Genomic DNA, 20,810 nt, shown 5'->3' on the forward strand with positions numbered 1-20,810 from the left:
CGAAGCCACCGCGGACACCGCCGAAGCCACGGAGACCAAGCCGCGCCGCACGCGGAAGACCGCCGCGACCGCGGAAGCCCCCGAGGCACCCGAGGCCGAGGCCAAGCCGCGCCGGACCCGGAAGGCCACGGCAGCCGCCGAAGCCACCGCGGACACCGCCGAAGCCACGGAGACCAAGCCGCGCCGCACGCGGAAGACCGCCGCGACCGCGGAAGCCCCCGAGGCACCCGAGGCCGAAGCCAAGCCGCGTCGCACCCGCAAGACCACGGCAGCCGCCGAAGCCACCGCGGACACCGCCGAAGCGGCGGAAGCCAAGCCGCGCCGGACGCGGAAGACGGCCGCGGCCACGCCTGAGGCCCCTGAGGCTGAGACCAAGCCCCGCCGCACCCGCAAGACCACGGCAGCCGCCGTGGACGCGGCCGACGGGGACGCGGTCGCCGCGCCGAAGACGCGGCGGGTCCGCAAGGCCGTCGCCGAGTCGGCCGCTCCGGAGATTCCGGCGCAGGCCACCGAGGAGTCGGAGACCAAGCCGCGACGCCGGGCCCGCAAGACGGCGGCGTCCGCCGAGGCGGCGGCCGGCGAGGCGGCGGCCGGCGAGAGCGCCGAGACGACGCCCAAGCCGCGCCGGGCCCGTAAGACGGCGGTCGCGGAGGCGCCCGAGGCCTGATCCGTCACCGCGTACGCGAGGGCGTCAAGCCGGTCCGATGGCCGGGTCCACGTGCAGTGGACCCGGCCATCGGCGTCTCCGGCCCGAACCCCGGCCGGCCCGAGCCCGCACCGGGCTCCCCGTACCGCAACCGGCTCCCGCCGCCGGACGCCCTGCCCTCACCGCCCGCCCCCATCCCGCCTGCGCACCCACATCCCCCGCGCCCGTCCCCCCACCCCGCGCCGGATAGCCTCTCCCCCATGAGCAGGCCCCCCACCTTCGTTCCGCCTCCCGGTGCTCGTGCCTACCGTCTCCGGACGGCGCGTGGGGAGTTCGCCGTGGTCGACGCTCCGGTGGCCGCCGGTGTCGAGCCCCGGGGCGTGGTGCTGCTGCTGCCGGGGTTCACCGGGAGCAAGGAGGACTTCAATCCGCTGCACGTGCCGCTGGCCGAGCGCGGTTACCGGACCGTCGCCGTGGACGGGCGCGGCCAGTTCGAGTCGGACGGGCCCGTGACGGACGAGTCGGCCTACGCGCGCGAGGAGTTGGCGCGGGACGTGCTCGCGCAGGCGGCGGCGATCGGCGGCCCCGTGCATCTGCTGGGGCACTCGCTCGGCGGCCAGATCGCGCGCGCGGCCGTGCTGCTCGACCACGCGCCCTTCCTGTCGCTCACCCTGATGTCCTCCGGGCCGGCGCAGATCTCGGCGTCCCAGCAGGAGCGCGTGAAGCTGCTCCGGGACGCGCTCACGGTGCTGGGCATGGCGCAGGTGTGGGAGGCGATCCAGGCGATGGAGCCGCCGGAGGAGACGCCGACGCCCGCGCTCGACGCCGGGCTGGACGACCGGGACGACCTGCGGCGGCGCTGGCTGGCCACCCGGCCCGCGCAGCTCCTGGCCACCGGGCGCCAGTTGTGCACGGAACCGGACCGGGTCACCGAACTCGCCGCCGTACCGCTGCCCTTCCACGTGATCTCGGGCGACCGGGACGACACCTGGCCGCTGCCGCAGCTCGACGACATGGCGGTACGGCTCGGGGCGCGGCGCACGGTCGTCGCGGGCGCCGAGCACTCGCCCAACACCGACCGCCCCCTGGAGACCGCCCGCGCGCTCGCCGACTTCTGGGACGCCGGCCCGGCACCCCGCTGAACCCTGCCCGGCGGACGGAAACGGCCGGCCACACCCTGGCGCACCGGCACCGCTCAGCGCCTGCTCCCGAAGCTGTAGCGGGCTGCGTCAGCGCGAAGCGGCATGTCCGCTGTAGCGGGCTCCGTCAGCACGGAGCGACAGGTCCGCTCGATCGTGTGATGGGCGCATGATCCCGCAATCGGCCGAGCATGCTGTCGCGGGACGGACCGGCCGGACTGCCCGATCAGCACAGCGCGAAGCTCGACGAAAGGGCATGACCTTGAGCATGACGCAGACCGGCTCGCTGACCCTGCGCTCCGACAACCCGGTGGAGACCCGGGGCGGCAATACCTCGACCTTCACCCGCGTGGACTTCCCCACGCCCTTCCCCGACGGGTCGAAGGTGGTGGTCCTGGCGCAGGTGCAGACCTTCAACGGTTCCCACACCCCCGGGCTGCGCATCGCGGCCGTCACGCCCCAGGGCTTCCTGATCCGGATGAACGAGATCTACGCCACCGATGCCAAGAGCGACGGCACCCACGGCAACGAGACGGTCGGCTGGTTCGCCACGACGGTGTGAGGGTCCACGAGGGACCAGCTCAGTACTGGGTCCGCAGGTGTTCCCAGAAGCCGTCTCTGAGCGCGCGGCGCAGTTCCGCCTGGCCGCGCAGGGAGTACTGGAGCAGTTGCTCGGCCTCGACCAGCAGGTCCTGGTCGACGGAGCCGGGCAGGTAGGGATGGCCGGGGAAGAGTTCGACGAGGGCGTCGCGGCCCCGGGAGGCGAGCCACTTCGCGGCGATCTGGGCGCCGACGAAGCGGACGTCGTCGCGGGTGGGGCGGGCGGTGCCGGCGGCCTCGTACCCGGCGGTCACGCGCCGGGAGACGTACGGCTTGAAGAACTCCAGGTCGAAGGTGCGCTGGCTGTCGACCTCCCAGAGCAGCGGCTCGGCCTGGTTGCGGCCCTCGGGGGCCTCGATGCCCCACAGATGGACGCGGGCGCCGTAGCCCTGGGCCGCCTCGACCGCCGAGACCAGGTCCTCGTCGCCGCCGAGGAGGGCGGCGTCGCTGATCGCGCGGTGCCGCGCCAGTGACTCCAGGTCCGAGCGGATCAGCGAGTCGACGCCCTTCTGCTGGTTGTTGGCGTTGAGGTTGCCGAGGCGGACCTTGACGTCGGGCAGTTCGGCGATGCACTGCTGCTCGGCGGTGTGGATGCGGCGGCGGGCGCCGTCGTACCAGTACACGCGCAGCAGCCGGCTGTCCGCGAAGATCGTGCGGGCCTTGTCGATCAGGGCGTCGATCAGGCCCTCGGCGTCCAGGTCGAAGGCGCGGCGGTCCTCGGTTCCGGTGACCAGCCGGCCGGCCGCGGCGTACAGATAGCCCGCGTCGACGAAGATCGCGTGGGTCGAGGGTGTCTTCGCCACCTCGGCGAGCATGCGCTCCAGCAGCTCGTTCGTGCGGTTGACGTGGGCGCCGAGGGCGGCGAGGTCGTCGTTCATCGCCCCCATTGTCCGGGTGATCACAGTGCGGACACAACCGTTCCCGCCCATGCCTCACCCACTGCTTACCGGTCAGTAATTAGTTGTTCGAAAAATTTCTTTAGCGTAGGGAATGTTCGTAACAAACGGAGCGTTGACTGAGTACGACACCGGATACACAGGGTGTCACTCCAGTAGTTCTCCGCAGGAGGATGACCAGACGAAGGGAGAAGCCCATGCGCTTCGAAATCATGCGACTCGACGAGGTCGACGGCACCGCCGTGGACAGTACCGTCGTGGACGCCGCCTCCGTCAACCGGATCGTGCAGCAGGCCGCCGCCATCGGGCAGCGCCTGTGGATCCGCCCGGCCGACACACCGGCCTCATAGCCCTCAGGGGCGTTCGCCACTCATGCTTTCCGGGGGAGCCGGGCCGACGAAGGTCGGGCTCAGCTCCCCCGGATCACCTGAGTGACACCGTTGATGATCTGCTGGACGGCGATCGCGGAGAGCATCATGCCCGCGAGCCGCGTCACCAGCACGACACCGCCGTCCTTGATGACGCGGATGATCAGCAGCGAGTAGCGCATCACCAGCCACAGCACGACATGGATCGCGAGGATCGCGGACCACACCGAGACCTGCGTGGTCACACTGTCGGCCTTCTGTACGGCCAGGATCACGGACACGATCGCGCCGGGCCCCGCCAGCAGCGGCATGCCCAGCGGTACGAGCGCCACGTTGACGTCCTTGGTCTGCTTCGGCTCGTCGGTCTTGCCGGTCAGCAGGTCCAGCGCGATCAGCAGGAGCAGCAGCCCGCCCGCGATCATCAGCGCGGGCACGGACACGTGCAGGTAGTCCAGGATCTGGTGGCCCAGGACGCCGAAGACGGCGATGACCCCGCCCGCCACGCAGACGGCCTGGAAGGCCATCCGCTTCTGCACCTTCGCCGGCCGGCCGGCGGTGAGGGCGAGGAAGATCGGGGTGATCCCGGGGGGATCCATGATGACAAAAAGGGTCAGGAACAGGGAGCCGAAGACGGCGATGTCGAACATGGGGGAAGTGCAGGCCTTGCGGGAAGAGGAGGTACGGGGGTGGTGCGGCGGACCGGCCGCTGCGGGCCTCAGGCTCCGCCGGCGCCCGGCACCGGGAACGCGCCCGTCGCGCGCCGGGTGATCTCCCCGTACACCTCGGGGTCGGTCGTATAGGCGCCCAGGGTCACGGTCTTGCGGCTGCCGTGGTAGTCCGAGGAGCCCGTGACCAGCAGTCCCAGCTCCTTCGCCAGACCCCGCAGCCGGACCCGGGCGTCCGGGTCGTGGTCCATGTGGTCGACTTCGAGGCCGTCCAGACCGGCCTCGGCCAGCTCCGCGATCCGGGTCTCCGGCACGGTGCGGCCGCGCTTGGCGGCGGCCGGGTGGGCGAACACGCAGGCCCCGCCCGCGGCCTTGACCAGCCGTATCGCCTCGAAGGGGTCGGTCTCGTGCTTCTCCACGAAGGCCCGCCCGCCGTCGGCCAGCCACTCCTCGGTGAACGCGTCGCCCACGGTCGGCACGACGCCCAGCTCCACCAGCGCGCTGGCGACGTGCGGCCGACCGACGGAGCCGCCGGCGGCGATCCGCTCGACCTGCTCCCAGGTGACCGGCACGCCCAGCGCGTTCAGCTTGGCGACCATGCCCTTGGCTCGCGGCACCCGGTCGTCCCGGACCAGTTCCCGCTCGGCGAGCAGGGCGGGCTCCTCGGGGTCGAAGAGGTAGGCCAGCATGTGCATCGAGACGCCGTCGATCCGGCAGGACAGCTCGGCGCCGGTGACCAGGGTCAGCCCCGCGGGCAGCGCGGCGATCGCCTCGCCGTGGCCCCGGGTGGTGTCGTGGTCGGTCAGCGCGACGACGTCCAGCCCGGCGGCGGCGGCCTTGCGCACCAGCTCGGCCGGGGTGTCCGTACCGTCGGAGGCCGTGGAGTGACAGTGCAGATCGATGCGCACGCGGACTCCAGGCGGTGACGGACGGATGGGACTCCGCAAGGATACCGGTGTTTTCCGGCCCGGCTGTCACACCCGAAACCGGCCGGCGCCCCCTACGGGAGCCCGCTCAGGAAGCCCGGGAACCCCCTTGAGCAGGACGCGAACCTGCCTCAGGGACGCCGGGGACCACGCCGGTGCGGCACGGCACCCGGCATCCCGTCGGGCGTCACGGCCGGAGCAGGCGCGGCGACAGCGCTCCGCAGGGCACCAGGTCGATCTCCGCCCCGGCGTCCCGCAGATCGGTCAGCACCAGCTCGTCGTAGAGGAGCAGGCCGGACTGCTCGGGCCAGATCACCGCCCACAGCCACATCCCGAGCGCCTCGCCGGCGAAGACGGCCCGGTCGTCCGGCGTGCGGTAGACATGCCAGAGCGGGGTCGGGCGGCCGGCGGCCAGCACCTTGGCCTGCGGCGGCTTCTCCACGTTCATGAACGAGCCCGGGTCCGGGCCGTCGATGCCGGCGTAGTGCGCGCCGAGGCCGACGCCCAGCTCCTCGGCGATCAGGATCAGCTCGCCGGGGCCGCCGAGCGGCCCGGGGCCCGAGCAGGCCACCGCGGTGGCCCGGCCGCCGCTGCGGTCGTCCCCGGCGTACGTCACGCCCGTGAAGAGCCATCCGACCGGCAGCGGCCACGGCATCCACACCGGCACCTGCGTGCGGCGCACCACCACGTTGAGCGCCTCGACGCTGGGCGGGATCACGGGCTGCAGCGGATACACCGTGCCGTGCCGGTCGCACTGCCACGCATCGGCGAAGAGTCCGGGAGCCCTGACCCGGCCACCGCACTTCGGGCAACTGGGTTCGCCCCTCATAGGGCTCCACGGTCCTACCCCGGCCCGCCCGCGTCAAGGATGATCACCCGTCCGGCCGGAAGAGCCCGTCGCGGCCCCGGCCGGCCACAATAGATGCATCTTGCATTAATTAGGTGCACTAACTTACTATGTGTATAACCCAACTACTTCGTGAGGGATGGGAGAAGCACATGGACCCCCTAGACGCGGGTGCCCCAAGCATCCTGCGACAGCCCAAGGCGGTCTGGGCCACGGCCGGCGCCTCCGTCGTCGCCTTCATGGGCATCGGCCTCGTCGACCCGATCCTGCCGTCCATCGCGCAGGGCCTGCACGCCACCGCCGGGCAGGTGTCCCTGCTCTTCACCTCGTACTTCCTGATCACCGCCCTCGCGATGCTGCTGACCGGCTTCGTCTCCAGCCGCATCGGCGGGCGCAAGACCCTGCTGCTCGGCCTCGCGTTCGTGGTCGTGTTCGCGGCCCTGGCCGGCACCTCCGGCTCGGTCGGCCAGCTCGTCGGCTTCCGGGCCGGCTGGGGTCTCGGCAACGCGCTGTTCGTCTCCACCGCCCTCGCGGTCATCGTGGGCGCGGCGGCCGGGGGCAGCGCGGCGGCCATCCTGCTCTACGAGTCCGCGCTCGGCCTCGGCATGGCCTGCGGCCCGCTGCTCGGCGCGGTCCTCGGCAACCTCAGCTGGCGCTACCCCTTCTTCGGCACGGCCACGCTGATGGCGGTCGGCTTCCTGTGCATCACGGCGTTCCTGAAGGAGCAGCCCCGGCCGGCCCGCAAGACCTCGGTCCTGGACCCGCTGAAGGCGCTCGGCCACGGCGGGCTGGCCTCGGCGGCCGTCTCCGCGTTCTTCTACAACTACACGTTCTTCACCGTGCTGGCCTTCACGCCGTTCGTGCTGGACATGACGCCGTACCGGTCGGGCGGGGTGTTCTTCGCCTGGGGTCTGCTGCTCGCCGTCTTCTCGGTGATCGTGGCCCCGCGCCTGCAGCGGCGGCTCGGCTCGCTGAAGGTGCTCGGCGGCTCGCTGGTGCTGCTCGCGGCGGACGTCCTGGTGCTCGGCTACGGCAACCACACCGCGGCCGTCGTCTGCACGATCCTGTCCGGTGCCTTCATCGGCGTGAACAACACCGTCTACACCGAGCTGGCCCTCGGCGTGTCGGACGCGCCGCGCCCGGTGGCGAGCGCGGGCTACAACTTCGTCCGCTGGTTCGCCGCCGCCGCGGCGCCCTACTTCGCGCCGAAGATCGAGGAGTGGACGGACATCCACGTCCCGTTCGTGGTCGCGGCCGTCACGGCGGTGCTGGGCGCGCTCGTGGTCGTCGTGCGGCGCAAGGCCCTCGTCCACGAGGCGGCGGAGCTCGAACCGCGGCACGCGACCGAGGACGGCGTCGGCGTCTTCGCCAACTGACCGCATGCGACCGAGGCCGGTATCGGCGTCTTCGCCAACTGACCGCATGCGACCGAGGCCGGTATCGGCGTCTTCGCCAACTGACCCCAACTGACCGCATCCGCCGACGGGTTGGTGAGTCCGGTCACGCGCCGCCGGCCGGCGGCGCGTCAGTCCAGCGGGACGGTTCCACGGACGGGGTCCCGCAGGTCCGTGCCGTGCGCGAGCCAGCGCTCCTGGAGGGCCTGCGCGCCGTGCACCCGCTTCCAGGCGGCCTCGTTCGGCGTCATCGGCAGCAGCGGCAGGAACCGTACGGGATCCATCGGGTCGTCCAGTTCCAGGTCCTCCACCAGTCCGCCGGGCTCGCCCACCAGGACCGCGGTGAAGGGGGCGCCGGGCCACAGCGGGCCGCCCACGTCCAGCGAGGCGCCCGGGGTCACCACCAGACCCTCCACCTGCGGGCTCGCGGCCAGCACGGCGAGCGGGCGGAGCAGCTTGTCGGTGTCGGCGCGGCCCGCGCGGACGGACAGCACCAGTTCGGCGCGGGGGCCCTTGACCGGGTCGGCCAGCGTCGCCGTGGGGTCCGTCATGGGCTGCCCGGACATCCCGAGGGTGGCGTACCGGACGACGTCCCCCTCCTGGAAGCGGAGCACCTCGATGCGGTCCGTGCCGAGGAAGGTGACGGCGGCGCGCGCGTCCGGCTCGCCCAGCGCGCTGGTCAACCGTGCCTCGACCAGAGGAAGAACATCAACCATGCGGCGAGCATAGAACTCGTCAGCAGCGGGCAAAGCGGCACCTTGACAGTACGGGCGGCTGGTACTCTGAGCCGGTGGTTCGGGGCAGCACGCCGAGCGTCGCCGTCAAGCCCCGACGCCAGAGACTCCCTTACGAGGGACCGGCCGGAGGAGGTGGGGCTGTCATGGATCGAAGTCGACCGTGCAGTACCACTCGCTCTTCCGGCTGCTGATGTAGTTACCGGCTGGCCGCCGCCTTCCTTTGCGCCTCGTCGTTTCGGGAGAGCACCTCGTTTCGCCTTGCCTGATCTGTCTGATCTGAATCAGTTCTGCATCGGCAGTGAAGCCGCCACCGCGACGGTGCGGTGCTCCCCGCTTTGTGGACGTGCCCCGCACGCACAGCCAGGACGTCCCCATTCCGGGTAGTTCCACCCGTCGCCGCGCGCTGTCGCCGCCCGCCCGCGAAGGAGCCTGCCCATGTCGATGATCCGCGACCTGCGCGCCGTGGTCCGCCCGTCGTCCCGCGTCTCGCTGCGCAAGGACCCGGGCACCTCGTACGACACCACGCGTGATCCCGCGACTCCCTCGGCCGTCGTCGACTGCGCCGTCTACCGCGACGGCGCCCGCGTGCAGCGCCCCGGACCGCTGACCCCGCAGGAGGCGATGCGGCTGGTGCGCCGCGACGGCGGGTTCGTCTGGATCGGCCTGCACGAGCCGACCGAAGCGGAATTCGCCGGTATCGCCAGCGAGTTCGGGCTGCACCCGCTGGCCGTGGAGGACGCGGTGCAGGCGCACCAGCGGCCCAAGCTGGAGCGGTACGACGACTCGCTCTTCACGGTCTTCAAGACCATCCACTACGTCGAGCACGACCGGCTCACCGCCAACAGCGAGGTCGTGGAGACCGGCGAGGTCATGTGCTTCACCGGCCGGGACTTCTTCATCACCGTCCGGCACGGCGGCCAGGGCTCGCTGCGCGCCCTCAGGCACCGCCTCCAGGACGACCCGGAGCTGCTCGCCAAGGGTCCCTCGGCCGTGCTGCACGCCATCGCCGACCATGTCGTGGACGGTTACATCGCGGTCGCCGACGCGGTGCAGGACGACATCGACGAGGTGGAGACCGAGGTCTTCTCGCCCGGCCGCAAGGGCGGGGTCTCGCGCGGTGTGGACTCGGCGCGGATCTACCAGCTCAAGCGCGAGGTACTGGAGTTCAAGCGCGCGGTGGCGCCGCTGCTGCGGCCCATGCAACTGCTGAGCGAGCGGCCGATGCGGCTGATCGACCCGGACATCCAGAAGTACTTCCGGGACGTCGCCGACCACCTGGCCCGGGTCCAGGAGCAGGTCATGAACTTCGACGAACTGCTCAACTCCATCCTCCAGGCCAACCTGGCGCAGGCGTCCGTGGCGCAGAACGAGGACATGCGCAAGATCACCGCGTGGGCGGCCATCATCGCCGTACCCACGATGGTGTGCGGGGTGTACGGCATGAACTTCGACTACATGCCGGAGACGCACTGGAAGTTCGGCTATCCGGTGATCATGGGCATCACCGCGGCCATCTGTCTCGGCATCCACCGCACGCTGAAGCGCAACGGCTGGCTGTGAGCGGGCGGCTCGGGCCTGGTTAGGCTGGGGCGCATGACAAGCGAGCTGCTCGACCGGGCCCTCATCGAGGAGGCCGCGAAGAAGTCCGGCCTCATCTGGGTCAGGAGCGCCGGCGGCACGGCCGCGCGGGCGCTGTGGCACGTGTGGCACGACGGCGCGGTCTGCGTGGTGGGCGACGGGCCGGGCGAGCAGCCGCTGACCGGGCTGGCCGGCGGGGGCACCGCCGAGGTGAGCGTGCGCAGCAAGGACAAGGGGGGCCGGCTGGTGATGTTCCCGGTCACCGTGGAGGAGCCGGCGCCCGGCAGCCCCGAGTGGGAGGCGGTCGTCGCCGAGCTGAAGGGCAAACGGCTGAACGCCCCGGACGCCGAGGAGATGCCGGCCCGCTGGGCCCGCACCTGCCGGGTGCTCCGCCTGGTGCCGACGGGCGCGCTGACCCCGCTGCCGGACGGCGACCTCGCCGAGTCCCCCGTCCCGACCCCGGCGACGACCCGCACCCCGGCACCCGCGGCCCTGCCGAAGCTGCTGGGCCGCCGGAAGAGGAAGCGCCGTCAGGAACGGGACTGACCGGAGGCCGGCACCACCGCGCCGGGCCGGGACCGTCGAGGCCGGGCGCCGGCGGGGCGGGAGGTCAGGACGCCGGGAGCTGGGCGCCGTAGTCCACCGTCTCCGACGCGGGCGGCTTGTCGATGGTGAAGGTCCTGCCCCAGTCCGAGAAGCGCAGGGTGCCCGCGTTGCCGGCGCGGACCAGGCGCAGGGGGTAGGGGTTGCCGTCGAGGGAGACGTCCAGCGTGCCGCCGGAGCCCTCGTCGCCGGTGATGCGGATCGTGCGGGTACCCGACGGACCGGTGTGGCGGCCGTCCGTCGCCAGCGTGCCGTGCAGCGTCAGCAGACCGTCGAGGAGGACGTCCTTGTCCGTGAAACCGCTGAACTTCTTGTACGCCGGATCCCTCTGCGGCACCTTCACGTACTTGCCGTCCAGCTTGCCCGTGGCACCGTCGGCGCCGTCGGCGTGGTTCCAGAAGTCCGCGCCGGCCTTCAGGTACAGCTCCTGTCCGACCCGCAGCAGCTTGAACGTCGCCCCCTGCGAGGTCACGGACCCGGTCCCGCCGTCGTCCTTGAGCCGCATGTCCAGCCGGTACGTACGGCCGCCGCTGACCACGGTCCCGGACAGCCGTACGGCCTGCGCCGCGTCCGCCGCGGCCCGCGTCCTGGCCTCGATGCGGGCGGCGGGCAGTCTGCCCACCCCGTTCGTGCCGGCGTCGGGATCGTCGCCGCCGCACCCCGTCAGCACCGCCAGCCCTGTCACGGCCAGTGCGCACAACGCGGTGCTCCGCGCGGCCCGGCGGGTTCGGCCCTGGGCGATCGCAGTCACAGGTGCGGCTGCCTTTCTGACGATTCCTGAGCGGCGTACCGCAGGGTACCGGGGCCCCGCCCGCCCGGCTGAGCCGGTCCGTCCGGACCGCCCACCAGGACGTATCCGATCCGGACGGGCTAGCCTGAAGCGCACCCGTGCGGGCATGTCCGAGCATCTCGTCCGATCCCCAGGCAAAGGGAGCACAGTCATGGCAGCCGGCGCCCCCCGGATCTTCCTCTCGCACCTGGCCGGGGTCCCCGTCTTCGATCCGGCCGGCGACCAGGTGGGCCGCGTCCGCGACATGGTCGTCATGCTGCGCGTCGGACGCCGGCCCCCGCGCGTCCTCGGACTGGTGGTCGAGCTGTCCACCCGGCGCCGGATCTTCCTGCCCATGACCCGGGTGACCGGCATCGAGTCGGGCCAGGTCCTCACCACCGGCGTGGTCAACGTCCGCCGTTTCGAGCAGCGGCCCACCGAGCGGCTGGTCTTCGGGGAGCTGCTGGACCGGCGGGTGACGCTGACCGAGACCGGCGAGGAGGTCACCGTCCTGGACGTGTCCGTGCAGCAGCTCCCCGCCCGCCGGGACTGGGAGGTGGACCGCGTCTTCGTGCGCAAGGGGCGCAAGGGCAGCGCCTTCCGGCGGGCGAAGGGCGAGACGCTGACCGCCGAGTGGTCCGCCGTCACCGGGTTCTCCCTGGAGGAGCACGGGCAGGGCGCCGAGAGCCTGCTCGCCACCTTCGAGCAGTTGCGCCCCGCCGACCTCGCCAACGTCCTGCACCACCTGTCCGCCAAGCGGCGGGCCGAGGTCGCCGCCGCCCTGGACGACGACCGGCTCGCCGACGTCCTCGAAGAGCTGCCGGAGGACGACCAGATCGAGATCCTCGGCAAGCTGAAGGAGGAACGCGCCGCGGACGTGCTGGAGGCGATGGACCCGGACGACGCCGCCGACCTGCTCGCCGAGCTGCCCGAGGAGGACCAGGAGCGGCTGCTGAGCCTGATGCAGCCCGCCGACGCCGCCGACATGCGCCGCCTGATGGCGTACGAGGAGCACACGGCCGGCGGTCTGATGACGACCGAGCCGATCGTGCTGCGCCCGGACGCCACCGTCGCCGACGCCCTCGCCCGGGTCCGCAACCCGGACCTCTCCCCGGCCCTCGCCGCCCAGGTCTACGTCTGCCGCCCGCCCGACGAGACCCCGACCGGCAAGTACCTGGGCACCGTGCACTTCCAGCGGCTGCTGCGCGACCCGCCGTACACCCTGGTCGGCTCGCTGGTCGACGACGACCTCCAGCCCCTGGACCCGGACGCCGCGCTGCCCGTCGTCGCCGGGTTCTTCGCCACCTACGACATGGTCGCGGCGCCCGTGGTGGACGAGTCCGGTTCGCTGCTCGGCGTGGTGACCGTGGACGACGTACTGGACCACATGCTGCCCGAGGACTGGCGGGAGACGGAGTTCCACCTGGCCGAGGACGAAGGAGAGGAGGCGCCCGCGCATGGCTCCTGAGCGCGAGACCGCGACCCGCGAGCGGCATCCGGCGGGTGCCACGGCCGCCGGCCGGCCCCGGACCGCCCGGCTGGACCAGCCGCGCCCGCCCCGGCGCCGGATCGTGCCCGAGTGGGACCCGGAGGCCTTCGGCCGGCTGTCGGAGCGGATCGCCCGGTTCCTGGGCACGGGCCGCTTCATCGTCTGGATGACGGTCGTCATCATCCTGTGGGTGGTGTGGAACATCGCCGCGCCCCGTCACCTGCGCTTCGACGAGTACCCGTTCATCTTCCTCACCCTGATGCTGTCCCTCCAGGCGTCCTACGCGGCCCCGCTGATCCTGCTCGCGCAGAACCGGCAGGACGACCGCGACCGGGTCAACCTGGAGCAGGACCGCAAGCAGAACGAGCGGTCCATCGCCGACACGGAGTACCTGACCCGGGAGATCGCCGCGCTGCGCATGGGCCTGGGCGAGGTGGCCACCCGGGACTGGATCCGCTCCGAGCTGCAGGACCTGACGAAGGAGCTGGAGGAGCGCCGCCGGCACGACGGGCACACCGGCCAGGTCGTATTCCCGGCGGAACGGGCGGAACGCCCGCCGGGACGTGACACAGACGACCGCTGAAGGGCATCCCGGAGGCCCCTCGGCGGGCCGTACCATCGTCCTTATGGCTACGGAAGACGCGGTGCGCGAAGCACTGGCGACGGTGAACGACCCCGAGATCAACCGCCCGATCACCGAACTCGGGATGGTCAAGTCCGTGGAGATCGGCGCGGACGGGGCGGTCGCGGTCACCGTGTACCTGACGGTGTCCGGCTGCCCGATGCGCGACACCATCACGCAACGCGTCACCGAGGCGGTCTCCCGGCTCGACGGCGTCACCCGCGTCGACGTCACCCTGGACGTGATGAGCGACGAGCAGCGCAAGGAGCTGGCGTCGGCGCTCCGCGGCGGCCAGGCCGAGCGCGAGGTGCCCTTCGCCAAGCCGGGCAACCTCACCCGGGTCTACGCGGTCGCCTCCGGCAAGGGCGGTGTCGGCAAGTCCTCGGTGACGGTCAACCTGGCGGCGGCGATGGCCGCCGACGGCATGAAGGTCGGTGTCGTGGACGCCGACATCTACGGCCACAGCGTGCCGCGCATGCTGGGCGCCGACGGCCGGCCCACCCAGGTCGAGAACATGATCATGCCGCCGTCCGCGCACGGCGTGAAGGTCATCTCCATCGGCATGTTCACGCCGGGCAACGCCCCGGTGGTGTGGCGCGGCCCGATGCTCCACCGCGCCCTCCAGCAGTTCCTGGCCGACGTCTACTGGGGCGACCTGGACGTCCTGCTGCTGGACCTGCCGCCCGGCACGGGTGACATCGCGATCTCCGTGGCGCAGCTCGTCCCGAACGCCGAGATCCTGGTCGTGACGACCCCGCAGCAGGCGGCGGCCGAGGTCGCCGAGCGGGCCGGCTCCATCGCCGTGCAGACCCACCAGAAGATCGTCGGCGTGGTCGAGAACATGTCCGGCCTGCCCTGTCCGCACTGCGGCGAGATGGTCGACGTCTTCGGCACGGGCGGCGGCCAGCTCGTCGCCGACGGCCTGACCCGCACCACGGGTACGTCGGTCCCGGTCCTCGGCAGCATCCCGATCGACGTCCGGCTGCGCGAGGGCGGCGACGAGGGCAAGCCCGTGGTCCTGACCGACCCGGGCTCCCCGGCGGGCAGCGCGCTCCGCGCGATCGCCGGCAAGCTGGGCGGCCGCCAGCGCGGTCTGTCGGGCCTGTCCCTGGGCCTCACCCCGAAGAACAAGTTCTGACGGCTTCCCGCCTCACGGCGGTACGACACGAGGGGCGCCGGAGATCCGGCGCCCCTCGCGTCATGCGTAGGCGGACAGGTCCTTCACCACGGAGAACCCGAGGCCGTAGGCGCTCATCCCCCGCCCGTACGCCCCCAGATGGACGCCGGAACCCGTCGTACCGGCCAGCACCCAGCCGAACTCCGACTCCCGGTAGTGGAAGGAGGCCGCGGCCCCGTCCACCGGCAGGGAGAGTCTGGACCACTCCGGTCCGTCCAGGTCGTCGGCCAGCGCCCACGCCGTCTCGGTCTGCTGCTCCAGCCAGTCGTCGCGCAGACCGTGGTCCATCTGCCCGGGCCAGGTGAACGACAGCAGGCCCACCCCGGCCAGCCAGGCGGCGGAGGACACCGACGTCGCCTCCAGCAGCCCCGTGCCGTCGGCACTGCGCCGGGACGGCTGCGCGGCGACGGTCACGACGACCGCGAACTTCTCCCGCGGCTCGCCCGCGGCACCGGTCTCGCCGCGCAGCGAGGGCTCCTCACCGTGCCCGATCGCGCCGTGCTCGACGGTGCCGTCGGCGGTCGTGCCGACCTGCATCAGCCAGCGCGGCCCCGTGAACGCCTCGTCGAGCCCGTACCAGGGGAAGGGCGCCCGCAGGTAACCGTCGACCGTGCGCCGGGCCGGGGAGAGCTGCTGCGCGCCCTCCGCGGCCGGCGCCTGCGCGCCCACCCGACTCGTCGTCTCCATCTGCCCGGACGCCTCCTCGATCTCGTCGGACCGGCGTGGCCCGCCCCCCTTCGGGCGTACGTGTCCAATCCGCACAACAACTCGGCAGCATATCCACACCACCGGCGGCGGCAGGGCAGGCGTCGGCCGCGTGGGTCGCATGAACGGCCTGATCACGCCGGGTGCGGCGGGGGCGCACTATGACGCGCGTCACGTGCGCGGCGTACGCCCGTCTGCGCGTGTCGGCGGAGACGGGCGGGGCCGGGAGGGGCAAGCCGGACTTAAGTGGCGTCCGCGTCGAAGGGCGGCCGGGCGGAGTCGTCGGGCCCCTCGGGCTTCTTGGTCATGTCGACGCGCCCGCCGGAGGCCAGCGGGGCCGGGGCGGGCGCCGCCGGGGCGGACGTCCCGCCGTCGTGGCCGTTGACCGCGTCGGTGACCTCGGCCATCTCCTTCTTCAGGTCGAAGCCGTTGCGGATCTCCTTCAGCCCCAGCTCGTCGTTGTCGAGCTGCTTGCGGATGAAGGTCTTGGGGTTGAGATCCTCGAACTCGAAGTCCTTGAACTCCGGGCCCAGTTCGCTGCGGATGTCCTGTTTGGCGCTCTCCGAGAACTCGCGGATCTTCCGGATCGTGCGCATCACGTCCTGGATCACCTTGGGGAGCTTGTCCGGACCGAAGACGAGCACGGCGAGCACGACGATCGTGACCAGCTCCAGTGGTCCTATGTCATTGAACACCTGACGCTCCTTGCGATGTCCTCGGTCGCTCAACGGTACCCGGCGTTCCTGTCCGACCGGTACCGCGCCGAGGTGAGACTTCCGTCAGTTCCTCTCCGACGCGCCCAGCACGAGGGAGACCTCCCGTTCGCCGCCGCCGCGTTCCACCGTCAGCCGCAGCCGGTCGCCGGGCCGGTGGGCGCGGATCCTGCCGATCAGCTCCTCGCCGGTGTGCACGCGCTCGCCGCCGACCGCGGTGACCACGTCGCCCGGCCGCAGCCCGGCCCGCGCGGCGGGGCCGCCGCGCGTGACCGCGGGTCCGCCGCGCGCGTTCGCGTCGTCGATACGGGCGCCGTCGCCGGTGTAGCCCAGGTCGAGGGTGACACCGGCGACGGGGTGCGTGGCACGGCCGTCCTCGATCAGCTCCCCGGCGATCCGCCTGGCCTGGTTGACGGGCAGGGCGAAGCCGAGCCCGATGGAGCCGGCCTGACCGCCGTCGCCGCCCTGGCCGTCACCGGCCGAGCGGATGGCGGAGTTGACGCCGACGACCCGGCCCGAGGAGTCGAGCAGCGGACCGCCGGAGTTGCCCGGGTTGAGGGGCGCGTCGGTCTGGAGGGCGTCGACGTACGACACCTCGCCGCCGTCGCTCTTCTCCCCGCCGGCCGTGACGGGCCGCCCCTTGGCGCTGATGATCCCGGAGGTGACCGTGTCGGCGAGGCCGAAGGGCGCGCCGATGGCGACCACGGGGTCACCGACCCGGACGTCGTCGGAGTCGCCCAGGGGCAACGGGACGAGCCCGTGGCCGCCGCGCACCCGGACGACTGCGAGGTCGTACCCGCTGTCCCGGCCGACGACCTCGGCCTGCACGGTGTCGCCGCCGCTGAACGTCACGGTGATCCCGCCGTCCGCTCCGGCGGGCTCGATCACGTGGTCATTGGTGAGGATGTCCCCCTGCGTGTCGAGCACGAAGCCGGTGCCGGTGCCCGCCGCGCCGGCCCCCCGGACGTGCAGCGTCACGACACCGCGCAGGGCGCGGGCGGCGATCCCGGCCACGCTGTCCGGCGCCCGGCCGGCCGGGTCCCCGGCGCCCGCGCGTCCCACATAGGCGCCGGCGGCCCCGCCGACACCGCCGAAGACGACGGCGACGGCCAGGACCCACCCGACGACGAACCGCTGCGCACGCGTGAACACCTCGGCTCGGGTTCGCTGCAACGTCCCACGAACCGCCGTCGGCTCCCCGGCCGCCCCGGCGCCCCATGGGTCGTAGGGCCCCCAGGGCCCCCCACCCAACGGCCCGGAACCGGCGGACGGCAGCACGGCGGCGGGACACACGGGCGGAGGGGGGACGGCGGAAAGGGGCGTGAGGACGGCGGCGCCGGGCGCGGGGAGGGACGTGGTGGGCGCGAAGAGCGGCGTGGGGGGCGCGGGTACGGCCGCATCGGAGGCGGGGAGGGGGCCGGTGGGCACGGGGACGGCCATGCCGGGCGCGGGGAGGGGCCCGGAGGCGCCGGGTAGGGCCGCGCCGGGCGCCGCGGGCCGGGGCAGGGGCGGAAGTACGGCCGTGCCGGGCACGGGAGGAGGCCCGGAGAGGCCGGGTACGGCCGCATCGGATGCCGTGGGTCCGGGCAGGGGCGGGGGTACGACTGTGCCGGGCACGGGAGGAGGCCCGGAGGCGCCGGGTAGGGCCGCGCCGGGCGCCGCGGGCCGGGGCAGGGGCGGAAGTACGACTGTGCCGGGGGCGAGAGGAGGCCCGGAGAGGCCGAGTACGGCCGCGCCGGGTGCCGCGGGTCCGGGCAGGGGCGCAGGTACGGCCGTGCCGGGCACGGGAGGAGGCCCGGAGGCGCCGGGTAGGGCCGCGCCGGGCGCCGCGGGCCGGGGCAGGGGCGGAAGTACGGCCGTGCCGGGGGCGAGAGGAGGCCCGGAGAGGCCGGGTACGGCCGCATCGGATGCCGTGGGTCCGGGCAGGGGCGCGGGAACGGCCGTGCCGGGCACGGGAGGAGGCCCGGAGGGACCGAGTACGGCCGCGCCGGGTGCAGTTAGTCCGGGCAGGGGCGCAGGTACGACCGCGCCCGGCGCGGCGAAGGGCCCGGAGGACGCGGGTGCGGCCGTGCCGGGCACGGGGAGAAGAGGCCCGGATACGGCCTCACTCGGCGTGGAGAGAGGCCCGCAGGGGCCGGGTGGTTCGGCCGCGCCAGGCGCCGCAGGCCCGGGCAGGGGCGCAGGGACAGCCGTGCCCGGTACGGGAAGAGGCCCGGACGGCCCGGTAACGGCCGTGCCGGGCGCGAAAAGAGGCCCGGACGGCCCGGGGACAGCCGCCCCGGGCGCCGCAAGCCCGGGCAGGGGCGCGGGAACGGCCGTGCCGGGTGCCAGGGTGAGCGCCGGGTGTTGGACGGGCGGGGCGGGAGCCCAGGGCCCGGGTCCGCCGTACGGCGGGGTGCTGTAGGGATCGGGGTCGTGCAACGGCCCGGTCCGCCGGGCGGGAGCCGTCACGCCGGACCCGGCGGCTATGTCGAGGCTGTCCCCGCCGGACAGCGGCGCGGCTCCTCCGCCGGGCACGGCGGCAGGCACCGCACCGGTGTAGCCGGGCGCGGGGTCGTGCAACGGCCCAGTCCGCTGGACGGGAGCCGCCGTCACGCCGGTACCGTCGGCCATGCCGAGGCCGTCCGCACCGGACAGCGGCCCGGCTTCCCCGCCGGGCACGCCGGCCGGCACCGCACCGGTGGAGCCGGGCGCGTCGGGGTGCCCGGTGGCCGGGGCCAGTTCGACCGGGGCCGGCGTGGCCGGAGGCGGGGTCGGCGGGGGCGGGGTCGGTTTGGCCAGTTCGAAGTCGCCGTTGGCGTCGCCGTCAGGGGACGGCCGTGTGGTGGCCTCGGTGGGCAGGGGCCGGGCGGCCGGCGTCGCCCCCGCTTCCTCCGCCACTCCCCCCGTGGAGCCCGCTTCCCCCGTGGACCTCACCCCCTGCTGTCCCTTCGGCTTCTGTGCCGGTGGGACGTGGTTTGCCTCGTTCATGCCCTCCCCCGCGGCTGGACGTCGGCCTCACCGGATTCAACCAGGTCGCGGGCCGGTCAGGGCGTCGCCGGGGAGGCGGTGGGAGCGGGGGTGGTGTCGGGGACGGGGGCGGACAGGGTGCCGGGGCCGGGGGCTCCGGGAGGTGTGGGCCAGTCGGCGGACGGGACCGCCACGGTCTGGTCGAGCGGGCGTATCAGCGAGGAGACGGCGGCCGCACCGGCGAACACCGGCGCGGTCAGACCGCCCACCCCGCCGGAGCGGGCCTGCCCGGCGCCCGGGGCCGGGATTCCGGGCAGCAGCGGCGCGGACAGGGTGGTCGGTGCCGCCGGGACCGGCCCGAGCAGCGCGCCGCCCTGGGGCAGCAGCGGTCCGGCCGGGCGGCGGCGCTGGCTGTCCGGTGTGGCCGCGCCCCCGCCCGCCCCGGTACCCGCCGAACGCGCCGGGAGCACATTGCTGCCGGTGCCGGCGCCGCCGCGGGCCTCCGCGGTCAGGTCGCCGGGGAAGCCGGTGGTGACGCCGCCGAGGGCGACCGCGGCCAGCGACACCGCCCCGGCGGCGGCGAAGGCGAACCTGCGCCCGCGCGAGGCGGAGCGGCCGTCGTCCGGGCGGCCGACGGGATGGATGCGGAAGCCGTCGTCACGGGAGGCGGCGGTGCCGTCCGGGAACAGGCCGTGCGGGCGGGCCGGGAGGTACCCGAAGGGCAGCCGCTCGCCGCGCCTCGGGCCGAACGCGCCCAGGGCCCCGGAGGACCCGGAGGACCCGGAGGACCCGGAGGACTCGGTCGGTCCGTCGGCGGGGCCGCGGCCGAGCGGTCCGTCGCCGTCCGGGCCGCCCTCCGCGGGAAGGCCCTGGAGGCGGGCCAGGAAGCTGGCCGAGGGCGGCGGCGGGGCCGCCTCCGCGAAGACGTTCTTCAGCGCGCGCTGGGCGTCCGCCTCCGCCTTGCACCGGGCGCAGGTGGCCAGGTGGGCGAGGACGCGCTCACGCGTCTCATGACCCAGCTCTCCGTCCACCAGGGCGGAAAGCCGGTCTCCCAGGTGCTGCTCTGCGAGGCGTGCCTCCTCGACAGGTTCCGGACGGGATCCACTCACGCGGGCGCGCCCCCTCCTCCCAGAGCGGGGACGCGGGTCAGGAAGGAGTGCCGCTCGGCCGCGCGCGCCTCCGGGGACCGGTGCGCGAGGGCCTTGCGGAGCTGGGACCGGCCGCGGTGGATACGGGAGCGGACCGTGCCCAGCTTCACGCCGAGAGTGGCGGCGATCTCCTCGTACGACAGTCCCTCGATGTCGCACAGGACGACGGCGGCGCGGAACTCGGGCGCCAGGGTGTCCAGGGCCTGCTGGACGTCGGCGTCGAAGTGCGCGTCGTTGAAGAGCTGCTGCGGGGTGGGCTCGCGGCTGGGCAGGCGCTCGGCCGCGTCCTCGCCGAGGGCGTCGAAGCGGATGCGCTGCTTGCGCCGGACCATGTCCAGGAAGAGGTTGGTGGTGATGCGGTGCAGCCAGCCCTCGAAGGTGCCCGGCGAGTACGTCGACAAGGAGCGGAAGACGCGGACGAAGACCTCCTGCGTGAGGTCCTCGGCGTCGTGCTGGTTGCCCGTCAGGCGGTACGCGAGCCGGTAGACCCGGCCGCTGTGCGTGCTGACGATCTCCTCCCACGTGGGCGGAGTCCACGCCTGGCCGTCCGCGTCGGTGGTGAAGGTCGCGGTCGGAAGCTCGCCGGCGGCGAGGCCGGCGGCGTGGCTGTCAGCAGCGGTGTCGGTCACGGATTTCGGCCTGCCCGCCGACCCGAGGAAGCGCCGCAGCACTCCGCCCCGGTCCCCGGGCGCAGCCGCACCTCCCCTGTCGGCTCTGGTGGTGTCCAGTGGAGCCCCTACCATAGCCACCTCGCCCGTTAGCTCCGGATAAGCGGTTTTACGAGAATTTGATGCGTGCTGGCACGGCTCATCCGGCTGCGTCAGCACTTGCTCGGCGTG

The 20,810-nt window shown here is 73.3% G+C and carries 20 protein-coding genes and 1 pseudogene; 10 read left to right on the forward strand and 11 right to left on the reverse strand.

Annotated features, from left to right (window positions below; translation table 11 throughout):
- The 3 genes and pseudogenes from ACZ4SV_RS01680 to ACZ4SV_RS01690 form a co-directional block, all read left to right on the forward strand.
- Nucleotides 1-667: pseudogene (locus ACZ4SV_RS01680) on the forward strand (DEAD/DEAH box helicase); the annotation flags it as partial.
- A gap of 239 nt (nucleotides 668-906) precedes the next feature.
- Nucleotides 907-1,788: an alpha/beta fold hydrolase gene (locus ACZ4SV_RS01685; RefSeq protein ID WP_468000628.1), complete on the forward strand. Its 882-nt coding sequence runs from the start codon at nucleotides 907-909 to the stop codon at nucleotides 1,786-1,788.
- A gap of 253 nt (nucleotides 1,789-2,041) precedes the next feature.
- Nucleotides 2,042-2,347, forward strand: a complete 306-nt coding sequence (locus ACZ4SV_RS01690; protein ID WP_468000630.1) for a hypothetical protein — start codon at nucleotides 2,042-2,044, stop codon at nucleotides 2,345-2,347.
- A 19-nt stretch (nucleotides 2,348-2,366) separates the two neighbouring features.
- Here the strand turns inward: ACZ4SV_RS01690 and ACZ4SV_RS01695 are convergent, their stop codons facing one another.
- Nucleotides 2,367-3,263 carry an NYN domain-containing protein gene (locus ACZ4SV_RS01695; protein WP_365873106.1) on the reverse strand — a complete coding sequence of 299 codons (897 nt, stop codon included), beginning with the start codon at nucleotides 3,261-3,263 and terminating at the stop codon, nucleotides 2,367-2,369.
- Between the two features lie 215 nt (nucleotides 3,264-3,478).
- Between ACZ4SV_RS01695 and ACZ4SV_RS01700 the strand changes: the two genes are divergently transcribed.
- Nucleotides 3,479-3,631: a hypothetical protein gene (locus tag ACZ4SV_RS01700; protein WP_107054713.1), complete on the forward strand. Its 153-nt coding sequence runs from the start codon at nucleotides 3,479-3,481 to the stop codon at nucleotides 3,629-3,631.
- A 59-nt stretch (nucleotides 3,632-3,690) separates the two neighbouring features.
- Here ACZ4SV_RS01700 and ACZ4SV_RS01705 read toward each other — a convergent pair whose 3' ends face one another.
- From ACZ4SV_RS01705 to ACZ4SV_RS01715, 3 genes are all read right to left on the reverse strand, one after another.
- A complete protein-coding gene (locus tag ACZ4SV_RS01705) occupies nucleotides 3,691-4,296 on the reverse strand; it encodes a MarC family protein (RefSeq protein ID WP_365873108.1) in 606 nt (201 codons plus the stop codon).
- Nucleotides 4,297-4,364: 68 nt separating this feature from the next.
- On the reverse strand, nucleotides 4,365-5,222 hold the full coding sequence (locus ACZ4SV_RS01710) for a PHP domain-containing protein (protein WP_468000633.1): 858 nt from the start codon (nucleotides 5,220-5,222) through the stop codon (nucleotides 4,365-4,367).
- Between the two features lie 205 nt (nucleotides 5,223-5,427).
- Complete coding sequence (locus ACZ4SV_RS01715; RefSeq protein WP_365873112.1) at nucleotides 5,428-6,069, reverse strand: DUF6758 family protein; 642 nt, start codon at nucleotides 6,067-6,069, stop codon at nucleotides 5,428-5,430.
- Between the two features lie 170 nt (nucleotides 6,070-6,239).
- Between ACZ4SV_RS01715 and ACZ4SV_RS01720 the strand changes: the two genes are divergently transcribed.
- Nucleotides 6,240-7,463, forward strand: coding sequence for an MFS transporter (locus tag ACZ4SV_RS01720; protein ID WP_365873114.1), 1,224 nt, complete (start codon nucleotides 6,240-6,242; stop codon nucleotides 7,461-7,463).
- 149 nt (nucleotides 7,464-7,612) lie between these two features.
- Here the strand turns inward: ACZ4SV_RS01720 and ACZ4SV_RS01725 are convergent, their stop codons facing one another.
- Nucleotides 7,613-8,197 carry a suppressor of fused domain protein gene (locus ACZ4SV_RS01725; RefSeq protein ID WP_397940299.1) on the reverse strand — a complete coding sequence of 195 codons (585 nt, stop codon included), beginning with the start codon at nucleotides 8,195-8,197 and terminating at the stop codon, nucleotides 7,613-7,615.
- A 456-nt stretch (nucleotides 8,198-8,653) separates the two neighbouring features.
- Between ACZ4SV_RS01725 and ACZ4SV_RS01730 the strand changes: the two genes are divergently transcribed.
- Nucleotides 8,654-9,778 carry a magnesium and cobalt transport protein CorA gene (locus ACZ4SV_RS01730; protein ID WP_365873118.1) on the forward strand — a complete coding sequence of 375 codons (1,125 nt, stop codon included), beginning with the start codon at nucleotides 8,654-8,656 and terminating at the stop codon, nucleotides 9,776-9,778.
- A 33-nt stretch (nucleotides 9,779-9,811) separates the two neighbouring features.
- Complete coding sequence (locus tag ACZ4SV_RS01735; protein ID WP_468000637.1) at nucleotides 9,812-10,342, forward strand: hypothetical protein; 531 nt, start codon at nucleotides 9,812-9,814, stop codon at nucleotides 10,340-10,342.
- 64 nt (nucleotides 10,343-10,406) lie between these two features.
- On the opposite strand, the gene ACZ4SV_RS01740 is transcribed toward ACZ4SV_RS01735, so the two are convergent.
- Nucleotides 10,407-11,150: a hypothetical protein gene (locus ACZ4SV_RS01740; RefSeq protein ID WP_468000639.1), complete on the reverse strand. Its 744-nt coding sequence runs from the start codon at nucleotides 11,148-11,150 to the stop codon at nucleotides 10,407-10,409.
- A 190-nt stretch (nucleotides 11,151-11,340) separates the two neighbouring features.
- On the opposite strand from ACZ4SV_RS01740, the gene ACZ4SV_RS01745 reads away from it, so the two are divergent.
- From ACZ4SV_RS01745 to ACZ4SV_RS01755, 3 genes are read left to right on the forward strand one after another with little or no spacing between them, the layout of a single operon-like run.
- Nucleotides 11,341-12,636, forward strand: coding sequence for a magnesium transporter MgtE N-terminal domain-containing protein (locus tag ACZ4SV_RS01745; RefSeq protein ID WP_468000641.1), 1,296 nt, complete (start codon nucleotides 11,341-11,343; stop codon nucleotides 12,634-12,636).
- Complete coding sequence (locus ACZ4SV_RS01750; protein ID WP_365873126.1) at nucleotides 12,626-13,240, forward strand: DUF1003 domain-containing protein; 615 nt, start codon at nucleotides 12,626-12,628, stop codon at nucleotides 13,238-13,240. Before ACZ4SV_RS01745 ends, ACZ4SV_RS01750 begins: the two co-directional genes overlap by 11 nt.
- A gap of 43 nt (nucleotides 13,241-13,283) precedes the next feature.
- Nucleotides 13,284-14,417, forward strand: a complete 1,134-nt coding sequence (locus tag ACZ4SV_RS01755; RefSeq protein WP_468000643.1) for an Mrp/NBP35 family ATP-binding protein — start codon at nucleotides 13,284-13,286, stop codon at nucleotides 14,415-14,417.
- Nucleotides 14,418-14,477: 60 nt separating this feature from the next.
- On the opposite strand, the gene ACZ4SV_RS01760 is transcribed toward ACZ4SV_RS01755, so the two are convergent.
- The 5 genes from ACZ4SV_RS01760 to sigE all read right to left on the reverse strand — a co-directional run bounded on the left by ACZ4SV_RS01760 (nucleotide 14,478) and on the right by sigE (nucleotide 20,642).
- Complete coding sequence (locus ACZ4SV_RS01760) at nucleotides 14,478-15,143, reverse strand: hypothetical protein (RefSeq protein WP_365873130.1); 666 nt, start codon at nucleotides 15,141-15,143, stop codon at nucleotides 14,478-14,480.
- A 260-nt stretch (nucleotides 15,144-15,403) separates the two neighbouring features.
- Nucleotides 15,404-15,856 (reverse strand): sec-independent translocase, encoded by a 453-nt coding sequence (locus ACZ4SV_RS01765; RefSeq protein ID WP_468000646.1) that lies wholly within the window; start codon nucleotides 15,854-15,856, stop codon nucleotides 15,404-15,406.
- Nucleotides 15,857-15,940: 84 nt separating this feature from the next.
- Nucleotides 15,941-17,884, reverse strand: coding sequence for a S1C family serine protease (locus ACZ4SV_RS01770; protein ID WP_468001288.1), 1,944 nt, complete (start codon nucleotides 17,882-17,884; stop codon nucleotides 15,941-15,943).
- Between the two features lie 1,016 nt (nucleotides 17,885-18,900).
- The gene (locus ACZ4SV_RS01775; RefSeq protein ID WP_468000648.1) at nucleotides 18,901-19,932 is read right to left on the reverse strand and encodes a zf-HC2 domain-containing protein; all 1,032 of its coding nucleotides are present in this window, start codon (nucleotides 19,930-19,932) and stop codon (nucleotides 18,901-18,903) included.
- Nucleotides 19,929-20,642 (reverse strand): RNA polymerase sigma factor SigE, encoded by a 714-nt coding sequence (gene sigE, locus ACZ4SV_RS01780; protein WP_468000650.1) that lies wholly within the window; start codon nucleotides 20,640-20,642, stop codon nucleotides 19,929-19,931. The genes ACZ4SV_RS01775 and sigE overlap by 4 nt, the downstream gene beginning before the upstream one ends.
- Nucleotides 20,643-20,810: the final 168 nt, after the last annotated feature.

The sequence above is a fragment of the Streptomyces sp. NPDC027672 genome (assembly GCF_055566335.1).